The 14,404-nt window shown below is 42.1% G+C and carries 11 protein-coding genes; all 11 read right to left on the reverse strand.

What is annotated here, in order from left to right; translation table 11 throughout:
• Positions 1-14: 14 nt before the first annotated feature.
• The gene (locus DXB77_RS04530; protein ID WP_118662728.1) at positions 15-1,181 is read right to left on the reverse strand and encodes a ribonuclease E/G; all 1,167 of its coding nucleotides are present in this window, start codon (positions 1,179-1,181) and stop codon (positions 15-17) included.
• Positions 1,181-1,879: a TIGR03936 family radical SAM-associated protein gene (locus DXB77_RS04535; protein ID WP_118484000.1), complete on the reverse strand. Its 699-nt coding sequence runs from the start codon at positions 1,877-1,879 to the stop codon at positions 1,181-1,183. Before DXB77_RS04535 ends, DXB77_RS04530 begins: the two co-directional genes overlap by 1 nt.
• Positions 1,854-3,722, reverse strand: a complete 1,869-nt coding sequence (locus DXB77_RS04540; RefSeq protein WP_118484002.1) for a TIGR03960 family B12-binding radical SAM protein — start codon at positions 3,720-3,722, stop codon at positions 1,854-1,856. Before DXB77_RS04540 ends, DXB77_RS04535 begins: the two co-directional genes overlap by 26 nt.
• Positions 3,723-3,742: 20 nt before the next feature.
• Positions 3,743-5,107, reverse strand: a complete 1,365-nt coding sequence (locus DXB77_RS04545; protein ID WP_008400880.1) for a PFL family protein — start codon at positions 5,105-5,107, stop codon at positions 3,743-3,745.
• A gap of 36 nt (positions 5,108-5,143) precedes the next feature.
• On the reverse strand, positions 5,144-5,416 hold the full coding sequence (locus tag DXB77_RS04550) for an ACT domain-containing protein (RefSeq protein WP_008400881.1): 273 nt from the start codon (positions 5,414-5,416) through the stop codon (positions 5,144-5,146).
• 116 nt (positions 5,417-5,532) lie between these two features.
• Complete coding sequence (locus DXB77_RS04555) at positions 5,533-6,336, reverse strand: MBL fold metallo-hydrolase (RefSeq protein WP_118484004.1); 804 nt, start codon at positions 6,334-6,336, stop codon at positions 5,533-5,535.
• 86 nt (positions 6,337-6,422) lie between these two features.
• On the reverse strand, positions 6,423-7,823 hold the full coding sequence (locus DXB77_RS04560) for an ASKHA domain-containing protein (RefSeq protein ID WP_118484006.1): 1,401 nt from the start codon (positions 7,821-7,823) through the stop codon (positions 6,423-6,425).
• On the reverse strand, positions 7,823-9,052 hold the full coding sequence (ilvA, locus tag DXB77_RS04565; RefSeq protein ID WP_021943901.1) for a threonine ammonia-lyase: 1,230 nt from the start codon (positions 9,050-9,052) through the stop codon (positions 7,823-7,825). Before ilvA ends, DXB77_RS04560 begins: the two co-directional genes overlap by 1 nt.
• Before the next feature lie 108 nt (positions 9,053-9,160).
• The gene (gene ftsY, locus DXB77_RS04570; RefSeq protein WP_021943902.1) at positions 9,161-10,135 is read right to left on the reverse strand and encodes a signal recognition particle-docking protein FtsY; all 975 of its coding nucleotides are present in this window, start codon (positions 10,133-10,135) and stop codon (positions 9,161-9,163) included.
• Positions 10,136-10,148: 13 nt separating this feature from the next.
• Positions 10,149-13,706: a chromosome segregation protein SMC gene (gene smc, locus DXB77_RS04575; protein ID WP_117822622.1), complete on the reverse strand. Its 3,558-nt coding sequence runs from the start codon at positions 13,704-13,706 to the stop codon at positions 10,149-10,151.
• Positions 13,707-13,709: 3 nt separating this feature from the next.
• Complete coding sequence (gene rnc / locus DXB77_RS04580; protein ID WP_021943904.1) at positions 13,710-14,402, reverse strand: ribonuclease III; 693 nt, start codon at positions 14,400-14,402, stop codon at positions 13,710-13,712.
• Positions 14,403-14,404 lie beyond the last annotated feature (2 nt).

Genomic DNA, 14,404 nt, shown 5'->3' on the forward strand with positions numbered 1-14,404 from the left:
CTACCATTTTGGTTTTATTTTGTCAACTGTTCTTTCAACGATTTGCGAATTTTTTTTCGGGTCAATTCTACCAGAGAAAGCTTAGTAACATCCACAAATGCTGCCGGAACAGAATCCTTTGCCAGCTCCTGTTCAAGGATATCTTTTATAATATCCATTGAGCCCGATTGCTTCATATTTATAAAATCAACTACGATGATCCCCGACAGATTCCGCAGTCTTAACTGTCTGCATACCTCGACTGCCGCTTCAGAATTGATACGGAGCAGATGTTCCTCAAAAGAATGTTTATCGACCGATTTACCGGTATTTACATCGATCACGACCATCGCTTCTGTCTGTTCAATCACCAGATATGCGCCCGACTTCATCCAGACCCGTTCCTTTTTCAGATTTTCCAGATCTCTTGGCAGATTATATAAAGTCAGCAGATTACAGTTCTTATCATTATACATGGTAAGCTTCACATCCGTAATCTGTTTCTCTGACAGATAGGTCTCGAATTCATCAAATACCGCCTTCTGATCCGTTACGATCTCTTGAAGCCCTGCATTATGCTTTAATATAAAATAATCGAGATATTCCGCATCATTCTTATACAGACAGGAATAACAGGTTCTGGTCTTTGCTGTCTGTATGATCTGTTCTAATTTTTCAGATAGTTCGTTTAAATTCGACAATATAACTTTATCCGGCAGCTCCTGACAGACAGTTCGTAAGATACAGCCAAATCCATCCGGCAATACTCTCTTCGCCAGTTGGTGCAGATGATCTCTTGTCTCTTTCTTTCGGATCTTCCCGGATATACCAATCCTGCCTGATGTATTCACAAGAAGATTTTCTGTCTTCAATTCAATTTCCGACGTAGCGACCGGATTCTTTGTCTTGATTGCATCCTTGCTTACCTGTATGAGAATCTCGTCTCCGGCTTTTAACACAGAATCTTTTTTTGCATTTAAAAATATATGTTTATTATCAGTGATACTATAATAGCACGGAAGCCCTGTACCGATATCGACAAAGGCTGCGTCTATATTGGACACGATATTTTCCACCTTGCCGACATAGATATTCGATAAGATGGATTGTCGATCAAATAACATCAGATCTGACAGCTTTCCATCCGAATAAAGAGCTTCCAGTATATGATCTTCATAATTTGTTATTACAAGCTTATTCATCAGAATTCTTCACCTGCCATATAAAGCGGCTGTAACGAGCCGTCTTTGTCATAATACGTTTCCAGTCGGTGAATATAGATCCGGAAGAAATCATAGGTCTCACCGCAAAGGTCATATAATGCCTTTACCACTAATTCCGGTTTCAGATTATAGACACTTCCGGTCTGTAACAGCATGTAGATACTGTCACCTCTCCGTTCCAGCTTTAAAATACCCGGACGGATATTTTCTTCTTTTTCACTCTTTTTTGTTTTCTTTAATACAATGATCTCGTCCTGTTTATTCAACTCTTCAACGGAAGCAAGCAGTTTTTCACTGAGATCATTCTGCTCCCGGAATGTGATCTCATAATCCGATGCAGCAACGATCGACATAGCATTCTTTGCATTCTCCGGGATCTGCACACATTTCGTAACATGTATCTCATCAACGGATACCGCATTTAAAGCTTCGATCATCTCAGCCGAAGTTGTCACAGAATTAAATTCTGCATCAAAATATTCACCATCCGATGTAATCCCAAGTGCAAGCGGTGCTGCAAATGAAATGATCTGGTGTGGAGAATAACCTTTGGAATAACTGATATCCAGCTTTGCCCGGCGGATCTCCTTCTGGAAATAACGCATGACATCCAGATGACCGATAAATTTCAGATTTCCAAGTTTGGAGTATTTAATTCTTATTTTCAAAACAAACACCTCCTCCAAACTTCGCTGCGCCGCAGCCGGAACACTTCATCCGGCAGTTTGGTGTAACGACCTCTGCCTGTGCGCGCTCCCATTCCTTTTCCATAAACTTTCTTGTCACTCCGATATCTATGAAATCCCACGGGAGGATCTCATCTACACATCTGTCACGATAGGTATAGAAGCCGATATCAATATGATTCTTTTCAAGCGCATTGTCCCAGTTTGATTTATCAAAATATTCCGTCCACGCATCAAAAATCTGTCCGGACTGATAGACATCATAGATTACCTGACAGAGCTTACGGTCACCTCTGGCAAGCAAACCTTCTAAGATGGTGATATCCGCTTCATGGTATGCGAATTTCAGACTCTTGTGGTTCTTTGCTTCACGGAATTTATCTTTAACAAAATACGCACGCTTCTGGAATTCCTCCGGTGTTATCATCGGCGCCCACTGGAATGGTGTAAATGGCTTTGGTACGAAATAAGATGCGGAAGCCGATACCATGACACGACCATCCCGTTTCTCTTTTGGTATATTTGCAAAATACAGTTCACTGATCTCCTCTGAGAGGTCTGCAATACCTGTAATATCATCATAAGTCTCTGTCGGAAGTCCCATCATAAAGTACAGCTTGACCTTATTCCAGCCGCCAAGGAACGCCTGTAACGAACCGTTTAATATATTCTCTTTTGTCAGACCTTTATTTATAACATTTCTTAATCGCTGTGTTCCGGCTTCCGGTGCAAATGTCAGGGAATTCTTCTTGATATCTTGAATCTTCTGCATAACATCAAGGGAAAATGCATCGATTCTGAGGGATGGAAGGGAGATATTGACATGATTGTTGTCCATCTTCTCGATCAAGCAGTCCGTAAGCTCAGGAAGTGACTGATAATCACTGGAACTAAGCGAACTGAAGGTAATCTCCTCCTGACCGGTATTGTCTAACATAGCCTCCGCATAATGCTTCAGTACGTTTACATCCTTCGGTCTGGTCGGACGATAGATCATACCCGCCTGACAGAATCGGCATCCACGGATACAGCCACGCATGATCTCCAATACAACACGGTCCTGTGTAACCTTCATATAAGAGACAACCGGCTTCTCCGGATAGACAGCGGATGACATATCCGTAACCACCTGTTTCAGAATCGTCTTTGGAACACCTTCATATTTCGGTCCAAAGGATGCGATCGTTCCATCCTCATGATAAGTGACATCATAAAGAGCCGGCACATAAAGCCCCGGAATCTGTGACACCTTGATCAGGAATTCTTCTCTTGTCATATCGGAATGTTTATAGATCTTATATAATTCGATCAGATCACCATACACTGTTTCGCCCTCTCCGATATAGAAAATATCAAAGAAATCAGCGATCGGTTCCGGATTGTAAGAACAGGGACCACCTGCGATCACAATCGGATCCCCTTTTTTCCGGTCTTTCGACCAGATCGGAATCTCAGCCAGATCAAGCACCTGCAAGATATTCGTATAACACATTTCGTACTGAAGAGTGATGCCAAGAAAATCAAACTCTTTTAAAGGATCTTGAGACTCTAGGGCAAATAACGGAATGTGCTGTTCTTTCATAACCTTATGCAGATCCGGCCACGGAGAATAAACACGTTCACACCAGGTATCTTCTCTCCGGTTGAACATGTCATATAAAATCTGGATGCCGAGATGGGACATTCCGATCTCATACACATCCGGGAAACACATGCAAAATCTGACATCGACCTGTTCCTTGTCCTTCATGACACTGTTATATTCCCCTCCGATATATCTGGCAGGTTTTTCGATACTCATTAAAATCTCATCTGATAATGCAAGCTTTCTCATTTTATTCTCCGTTATTTATATTAGTTCTTGAAACTGTGGATAGGTGCAGGGATTCTGCCTCCACGGTTGATAAATTTTTCACATGAAAACCGGTTGACCGGCATGATCGGTGCATAGCCAAGCAGTCCACCAAATTCAGCCTGATCACCAACGCCCTTGCCGATAACAGGGATCAGACGTACAGCCGTTGTCTTCTGATTGATCATACCGAGTGCCATCTCATCTGCAATGATACCGGAAATGGTAGCTGCTGATGTATCACCGGGAATTGCGATCATATCAAGTCCAACAGAACATACACAGGTCATTGCCTCTAATTTTTCAAGAGAAAGTGCACCTGCTGATACCGCATCGATCATACGCTGATCTTCACTGACAGGGATAAATGCACCACTTAAACCACCAACATAAGAAGAAGCCATAACACCGCCCTTCTTTACCTGATCATTTAATAAAGCAAGTGCTGCTGTAGTTCCCGGAGCACCGGCATATTCCAGACCAATCTCCTCAAGAATCTCACCAACACTGTCTCCGATTGCGGGTGTAGGTGCAAGTGACAAATCTACGATACCAAACGGAACACCGAGACGTTCGGATGCTTCCTTTGCAACAAGCTGTCCAACTCTTGTAACCTTAAATGCTGTCTTCTTGATCGTTTCACAGAGAACCTCAAAATTCTCACCACGAACTTCTTCCAATGCACTCTTAACAACACCGGGACCGCTGACGCCGACATTGATAACGCAATCGCCCTCTGTAACGCCATGGAATGCACCAGCCATAAACGGGTTATCATCCGGTGCATTACAGAATACTACGAACTTGCAGCATCCAAGGGAATCTTCCTCTTTTGTAAGCTCTGCTGTCTCTTTTACCATTTCACCGATCAGTTTTACAGCATCCATATCGATACCTGTCTTTGTAGAACCGACATTTACAGAGCTGCATACCTTACCGGTACATGCAAGTGCTTCCGGAATGGAACGGATCAGAAGTTCATCGGATGGAGTCATGCCCTTACATACAAGAGCGGAATAACCACCGATAAAGTTTACGCCTACGGCATCTGCAGCCTTATCCAATGTCTTTGCGATCGTTACATAATCATCTGTTGACTTACAAACAGAACTTCCGATCAATGCGATTGGTGTGATTGAGATTCTTTTATTTACGATCGGAATACCATATTTTCTTCCGATATCATTTCCGATAAATACAAGATCCTTTGCCTTTGTTGTGATCTTGGTGTAGATCTTCTCACAGGTTTCTCCTACATCCGCACCAACGCAGTCTAACAGGCTGATACCCATTGTGATCGTTCTGACATCCAGATTCATCTTGCTGATCATGGCATTGGTTTCAATTACTTCATTTATACTAATCATAGTGTGACCTCTTTTCGCCTTTTTCTATTCTAAATCTTAGATTCTGTGCATGGTTTCAAAGATTTTCTCATGCTGTACCTTAATCTGTACACCAATCTCATCGCCGATCTCTTTCAGTTCATTTGCGATAATTTCTGTTGACTTTGAAGATTCCTGTATATCAACGACCATCATCATATTGAAGTACCCGCCTACAATTGTCTGTGCAATATCAAGGATATTGACACTGTTCTCTGCAAGGTATACACAGACCTTTGCTGTGATTCCGATGCTGTCTTTACCAACTACTGTAATAATTCTTTTTTTCATGATGTATGTATCCTCCTATATATCACCATTTATTTGGTTTTATAATAAATTCTTTTGATATGCAAAAGAATCTTCTTCAAATAGTATTTTTATAATTGATGAACAATTCATTATCATTAATTTCCGGCTGTGAGCAAAGCACCGGGCCGATCGCGTCTCGCTACCTCAAGACCGAATTCCCTGACATCCGATGCATATTCATTATCTGAAAGCTCAAGCTTTACCGTCTCATATGCCAGTTCTTCAAAATTATTTTCCTTACTCAGGTGACCAAGCAGGATTGCTTTGATATGACTGTTTAACAATGCTTTTATTAACTGTCCGGAACGCTCGTTGGACAGATGTCCGCGGTTTCCCAGAATACGCTGCTTCAGATAATATGGATATGGTCCCGCCTGAAGCATCCGTATATCATGATTTGCTTCGATCACCATGATATCGGAATTCTTTAATTTATTTACAACATAGTCATCAAAATTCCCCATATCCGTTGCAATGGAAAATTTACTTTTTCCGTCACTGATACTGTAACATACCGGATCAGCGGCATCGTGCCAGATCGCTGATGCATCGATCGACAGATTGTTAATAATGAATGGTTCATCCGGTTCGATCTCATGAAACAAGCTGTCATCAATCGTTCCAACGGACGACATTTTCTTAATCTCAGAGATCGTTCCCCCTGTTGTATAGATCGGTATGCCATGCTTTCTCGCCATAACACCAAGTCCTTTTACATGATCAATATGCTCATGTGTTACAAGAATTCCATCCAAATCTGACGGTTTCCGGTCGATCTCATTTAATGCTGTTTCAATTTTCTTACCACTTACGCCTGCATCTACAAGCAGATGTGTCTCTTCGTTGCCTACATAATAGCAATTTCCACTGCTACCACTGGCAATACTCAGTAATTCCATATTCTACGCCTCAACTCTGCATCTCCAAAATGTATGAAAAAGCTTCCAGAATATCAGCTTACTCTATCTTTCATACTTATTCCGGTCTAATATATCCGAAACGGCAGATGCTCGATATATATTGTATTAAAATCCGAACGATTACTCAGATCCACATACCGGATCTTCTCTTTAAACCTGTTTATTGTATCAATAAAACCCGGTTCAATCAAGGACAAATATGCGCCCTCAAGTGAAGTATTGCCAAGAACCTTCATTTTCCCCTGAAAGCTCTGCGGGAATAGTCCCAGTGTTACTGCATTTGTCAAATTTAGATGGAATCCAAAGCCTCCTGCAATACAGACTTCAGCAATATCGGAAAGCTCAATACCGATCTCTCTTACAAGCATCATGATTCCTGAAAGAATTGCTGATTTTCCAAGCTGAAATGCCCGAATCGTCTCCATGTCAATCTTCATGTTGCTTCCCATCGAGATACCGGATTCAAAATACGGTTCCGCAAGCACTCCTTCCGCATCCATCTGTCCCCGTTTTAACAATAATGCCAGCATGTCAAATATATTCGAACCGAATACATTTGCTGTACGAAAACATCCTTCAAACGCTGAACCACAGGCAGCAGAGGTCGCCACTCCGTATTCCTTATTACAGAGAATGATCTCCCCGTTTGTTCCAAGATCAATCAGCATACGATATGAGAAATCCCGATCAATCTCTGCGGCAACTGCGCCTGCTGCAATATCTGCGCCGGAAAATGCAGCAATATTCGGCAGACAGATAACATCCGAAGCCGCATTCTCAAAAGATGGAGAAACGATAAAGTCATTCTGTTCTATCACCCGGATATCCGAATTCTTAAGTGTAAACGGATATCCAAACAGATTCTCTGTCGTAAGCCCTTCTGCGATCGAAAGCATCGTTGCATTTCCTGCCAGAACATATCTGCGGATATGATCTACAGCTTCCGGCGTATTTATAAGCATATGGTCAACACCCTTTTGAATATCCGAAAACAAAAGTGACCGCAGATGCTTAAGACCTTCCTTTGTATCTGCCGCTTGAATCCTCGCTACGACATCAGCACCTGTCGCGATCTGTGAGTTAAGCGTACTGAATGAGCATTTAACTGCTTTCTCATTCAGATCCACAAGCTCCATACCGATCGTAGTCGTACCGATGTCAATGGCAATGCCATATGCGGAAGTAACAGACTTCTTTCTCTGTTCGGTTGGCAGATTCATCTTATGCCCTGTAATACCGGTAAGCTGTTCTTCCTCCAGCCGTATCGAGATATCCCTATCTACAATGTACTGGCAGCTTTTTACAAAACTGCCAGTATCCTGATTCCATACCAGACACCGGTTACAGCGTCCTTTCATGCCGCAGTTTCCTGCGAAGACATATCCTGCCGCAGTCAGTACCTGATACAGATTATCTCCTTTATTACATTTGATCTGTTCTGTTCCGTTTACAGTTACATTTATCATTAATTATAAATTCCTGTTGTCATTTTTTCCTTTGGTCTGTAACCATGTTCTGCGAGCGTATTAATGATCAGCTGCTTATGTTCCGGACCAAATGCTTCCAGTGTGATCACAAGTTCAACTGCCGAATTACGGTTGATCGATACAAACTGGTTATGCTCCAGTTTGATGATATTTCCCTGTAAATCTGCAATAATCTTGGAAATATTCATCAATGCGCCCGGCTTATCCGGAAGCAAGGTTGAAACTGTGAAGATACGGCTTCTGGCAATCAGTCCGTGCTGTACTAAGGATGCAAATGTGATCATATCCATATTACCGCCACTTAAGATGCTGACAACCTTCTGTCCCTTCACATTCAGATGCTTTAAGGCTGCAACAGTAAGCAGACCGGAATTTTCAACCAGCATCTTATGATTTTCCAACATATCAAGGAAGCAGACGATCAGTTCATTGTCTTCTACTGTGATGATACCGTCCAGATTCTTCTGAATGTATGGGAAGATCTTTGATCCCGGAGTCTTAACTGCTGTACCATCTGCGATCGTGTCTACCATTGGAAGTGTCGTTACTTTCTTATTCTTCAAAGAAACCTGCATACAATTTGCGCCTGCGGGTTCTACACCGATCACTTTGATATTCGGATTCATCATCTTGGCCAGTGTAGATACACCGGTAGCCAGTCCGCCACCACCGATCGGAACAAGAATATAATCTACAAACGGAAGCTCCTTGATGATTTCCATTGCGACAGAGCCCTGTCCGGTTGCAACATCCAGATCATCGAATGGATGAATAAAGGTATAACCCTTATCTTCTGCAAGCTCTAATGCATATGCGCAGGATTCGTCGTATACATCTCCATATAAGATAACCTCTGCACCATATGATTTGGTGCGGTTTACTTTGATCAGAGGAGTTGACGATGGCATAACGATCGTTGCTTTTACCCCATATGCTTTTGCTGCATATGCAACACCCTGTGCATGATTTCCGGCCGATGCAGTGATCAGACCTTTCTGTCTTTCTTCGTCTGTCAGTGTACTGATCTTATAATATGCTCCACGGATCTTATACGCTCCGGTAAGCTGCATATTTTCCGGTTTAAAAAATACTTTATTTCCTGTCAGGTTGCTGTAATATTCGCTCTCTACCAGCTTTGTTGGTAAAACAACTTTTTTAATTATATTATATGCCTCTTCAAATTTTTCTAATGTAAGTTCTTCTGCCATTGTCAGTCTCCTTTTTCTGTATTTCATATTCAGACAGTTATTATCCACCATTGTCATTACTTTTTTATTTTCTAACAGTTACTAGAATAAACTGCACGATTTTCATAATTATAGATCAGCTTCATCCATAAGAATGTCAAGCTCGCTTCGGTCTTCGTCAAAGCCTGAGAACAGTGCTTCCACATATGCGGACGGATCAAAACGCTGTAAGTCGTCAATCTTCTCACCGATTCCGATAAATTTAACCGGAACATTCAATTCTGCCTGAATTGCAATCGCGATACCACCCTTGGCTGTACCGTCTAGCTTTGTGATCACGATACCATCAATCTCCGTTACATTGCTGAACTGTCTTGCCTGCTCTAATGCATTCTGTCCGGTCGTTCCATCTAACACGATCAAGGATTCTACATTTGCATCCGGATAATCTCTGGAAATGATGCGGCGCATCTTAGCCAGCTCATCCATCAGGTTCTTTTTATTATGAAGTCTTCCGGCTGTATCGATCAATAAAATATCGGTATTTCTTGCCTTTGCAGCAGATACCGCATCGTATACAACTGCCGCAGGATCTGCGCCCTCATTATGAGAGATCATCTCTACACCTGCACGATCCGCCCAGGTCTTTAACTGATCGATCGCGGCTGCACGGAATGTATCAGCGGCTGCGATCAGAACCTTTTTACCGCTCTTCTTATACTGGGCTGCCAGCTTACCGATCGTAGTTGTCTTACCGACACCATTTACACCGATCACAAGTATAACTGATTTTTTCTTTTCAAAATCATATGCACTTTCATCCACCATCATCTGATCTCTTATGATATTGATGATCAGTTCCTTGCATGCCGCAGGTTCTTTGATCCTGGCCTCCTTGACACGTTCTTTCAGGTTTTCGATCACCTTTTCCGTTGTCTCATATCCCATATCAGCCATGATGAATGTCTCTTCCAGTTCTTCATAAAAATCATCATCAATATGGGATGCTCCGAACACGGAAGAAAAACTGTCTACGATACTATTTCTTGTCTTACTGAGTCCTTCTTTTAATCGTTTGAAAAATCCCTTTTTTTCCTCAGCCATAGCTTGTACCTCCTTATTTGTCCAGATCGTTCTCGATCAGATTTACGGATACCAGAGTGGATACACCCTTTTCCTGCATCGTAATACCATACAGGATATCGGCTGCTTCCATGGTTCCCTTTCTATGTGAAATGACAATAAACTGTGTGTCCTTTGTCAATCGGTTCAGATACTGTGCAAATCGTCTTACATTTGAATCATCCAGTGCTGCTTCGATCTCGTCCAGCAAACAGAATGGTGATGGTTTCAGACTCTGGATCGCAAATAACAGTGCAATCGCTGTCAGTGACTTTTCACCACCGGAAAGCTGCATCATGTTCTGTAATTTCTTTCCCGGCGGCTGTGCAATGATACGGATACCGGTCTCTAAAAGATTGGTATCATCGACCAGTTCCAGTGCACCTCGTCCACCACCGAACAGCTCTTTAAAGACCTTGTCGAACATAACCTGGATCTCTTTGAACTTCGTATTGAACTGTTCCTGCATGGATACATTCAATTTCTCGATCACATCTAACAGATTCTTCTCTGCAAGAACGATATCATCATGCTGTCCCTTTAAAAACTCATATCGTTCTGATACTTCTTTATAGTCCTCGATCGCATTGACATTGACATCACCAAGTGATTTGATCTTTGCTTTTACTGCGGTGATCTCTTTCTTTAAGGATGAAAGATCGTTTAATTCCTCATCCCGGAACTCTGCCGCCATATTTAATGTCAATTCATATTCTGCCCACATATAATTTGACAGCTCATCCGACTTCTCCGTATTCTTCTCAATCGCTGAATCAAGCTTGAATACTGCCTTTTCCAGACCTGCGATCTTCTCGGATAATTCTTCCCGGATCGCAAAGAATTCTTTATGACTGGCTGTCATATCATCCCGTTCTTTATGATATGCTGCAAGCTGTTCTTCCTGATCAGATACTTCATCGGAATCTTTCTCGATCGTCTTACGGATCGCCTCTGCCTGTTCTTCTAACTTCGTGATATCTGTGCCTGTCGCCTGTACCTGTGTTATATAGGATGCCAGTTCTTCCTGTAATTTCTCATCATCCAGACGGATACGTCTTATATTCTCCTGAATAAAGTCATCCTTCTGTTTTACTGAGTTATATTCGATCAGTAATTCAGATACCTTCGTATTTGCCGCTGCAAGCTTGCTCTGTGCTTCGATAGCCTTGGCTTCCAGTTCCTTGATCATTTCTTCACACTGAACCTTGGCAGCTTCATGCTTCTTATTATTATCAGCAAGCTGATCTTTATTTGTATTAATCTCCGCTATCTGACTGTTCAACTCATTGATTTCTTTCTGGATCGATGCAAATGCTTTCTCAGACTCTGCAAGCTTGGATGCTACCTGCTCCATATTTAAAGACAACGTATTCTTCTCAAGATATGCCTGCTGAAGCCTTGTGTTTAAGCTCTCAATCTGCGCGCGGAGTGCATCTCTTGACGTTTTTAATTCTTCATCCAGTCCGGCTGCATCCTTTGCGATCAGATTTAACTCATCGATCTTTTCCCTGATCTCATCCAATTCTCTCTTTCGTCCAAGAAGATTACTGGAATTACGGAAAGCACCACCTGTCATTGATCCGCCCGGATTGATCAGTTCACCTTCGATCGTAACCAGTCTCAGAGACTGATTGTATTTTCTCGCAACTGCAAGTGCATGGTCGATGTTATCTACAACCACGATCCTGCCAAGCAGATTCTTAACGAGTCGATCAAATTTTGCATCTGCCTTTACCAGAGAAGAAGCGATACCGATCACCCCCTGTTCTGACAGAACTTCATTTCGAACCTGTCCACGGTCTGTGATCGTATTTAACGGAAGAAAAGTTGCACGACCATATTTGTTCTGTTTTAAGAACTGAATGATCTTCTTTGCCGTGCTGTCATCCTCCGTAACAATATTCTGAATGCTTCCGCCAAGTGCCGTCTCGACAGCAACCTCATACTTCTTATCTACATCGATTATATCAGCAACAACTCCAATAATGCCCGGATTGTTCTTTTTCTGCTCCATAACACGACGGATGCTGTTGCCATAGCCATCATAGCGTTCTGTAATATTCCGGAGTGCTTCCATCTTGGATCTGGTCGCTGATAATTCTTCGTTTGTATTATGTATCCGCTCACGATTGACTTTATTTCTGCTCTGATTTTCTTCCAGATCCTTTTCTGCAGTTTCGAGTTCCTTGATAATGCCGGATACATTCTGATCCAATACAGATAGCTTTGCCTGTAACTCATCATGTTCCTTCCGGTCGTTATTATCATCACTTTTAAATTGCAGATATCTCTGATTTAACTGGGTCTTACGGAAGTTGATGTTCTCAAGCATCGCATCATATCTTCCGACCTTCGCCTGAAGATTTCCACTCTCATGGATATATTCGATGATGTCGGATTTACATTCTTCGATCTTATCCTGACATTCATGGATATAGGCATCCAAGCGGCTGCTTTCTCCTTTTGCAGTATCCAGAGAACCGGAAATGGTTGAAACCTGATCTCCAAGGGCATCCTTTTGTCCTTGATAATTCTCCATCTCTTTCCGATCAGTTTCCCGCTGACGGCTGATCCTGTCGATCTGTTCCTGTATATTCTTATCATTCTGTCGGGAGTTCAAGATCTGCTGGTTGATAACGTTGATCTCACCTTCCAAACGTTCATTTTTTAACCGGAGCTCATGCACCTGATTCTTGGATGCATCGATTGCCTGATTGATCTCCTCTAACGCCTGCTCGATACGCTCATATTCTTCCTTTGTATGCTCCAGTTCTTCTTTATTCTGCGTGAGATCATTATTTAAGATTTCCCGATTCTCTGTATCTTTATCAAGAATCTCTTTTAAATGCTCCATTTCAAGGAAAAAAGCATTGATATCCAGTTTCTTCAGTTCGTCCTTAAACAACAGATATTTTCTCGCTGTTTCTGACTGCTTCTGTAATGGACCGACCTGCTTTTCCAACTCATATAAAATATCATTGACACGACTTAGATTGTCACGCTCTGCTTCTAATGATTTCTCGGCTGCCGCTTTGTTCTTTTTAAATTTTACGATTCCTGCCGCTTCATCGAACAGTTCCCGTCGTTCCTCCGGTTTACCATTTAAGATCTTCTCAATCTGACCCTGTCCGATAATGGAATATCCCTCTTTACCGATACCGGTATCAAAGAACAGCGAATTTACATCCTTTAAACGACTGACTGTGCCATTAATAAGATATTCACTTTCTCCCGAACGATACACACGTCTGGCAACCGTTACTTCATTATAATCAATCGGCAGATGATGATCACTGTTATCTAACGTGATCGCTACATAAGCAGAACCCTGTGGCTTACGAAGCTGTGTACCGGAGAAGATTACATCCTCCATCTTAGAGCCTCGGAGACTCTTTGCACTCTGTTCACCAAGTACCCAGCGGACAGCATCCGCTACGTTACTCTTTCCCGAACCATTCGGTCCAACGATACAGGTTATTCCATGATTGAATTTGAATACGATTTTATTTGCAAATGATTTGAAGCCGTTTACTTCAATACTTTTTAAATACATATATTAACCCTGCTTTTTCTTTATTTGTAACAGTGCATTATATGCTGCCGTCTGCTCCGAAGCCTTTCTGGATGCTCCTTCACCTGTTGCAACATGCTCCCCGTTAATGCACACCTCGGATACATAAGATTTATTATGATCCGGCCCCTTCTCCTCTAACAAGGCATAAGTAAGGGTTTTTTCTTCTTTCTGCGCAAGCTCCTGCAAGGTTGACTTGGCATCATAAAACAGTGAATGTGTCTCAACATCATCAAGTAAAAAACGGTGGACAAATTTCTTTGCCTCATCTAAGCCGCCATCCAGATAGATTGCACCGAGAACTGCCTCAAACAGATCACACATGATCGAGTTCCGATTTCTCCCTCCGGTCAGATCTTCTCCCCTGCTTAACAGAACATAATGTCCAAACTTTAGTTCCTTGGATATCTGAGACAAGGTAAATTCACATACCAGACTTGCTCGGAGCTTTGTTAATTTTCCTTCCGGGTAATCCGGATAATTTTTATAAAGATATTCACTTACAACGAATTCCAGGATTGCATCCCCAAGGAATTCCGATCGTTCATAGGATTCTACTTTATTGATCTTCCGCTCATTTGCATAGGACTTATGTGTTAACGCTGTTACAAGCAGTTCCAGATCATGAAAGGTATACCCAATGATATCTTCTATATTATGAAATCGTTCTGTGTTCATAA

Origin of the sequence: Clostridium sp. OM05-9, from assembly GCF_003481465.1 — a bacterium.
In the GTDB taxonomy this organism is placed as follows: domain Bacteria; phylum Bacillota; class Clostridia; order Lachnospirales; family Lachnospiraceae; genus Coprococcus; species Coprococcus ammoniilyticus.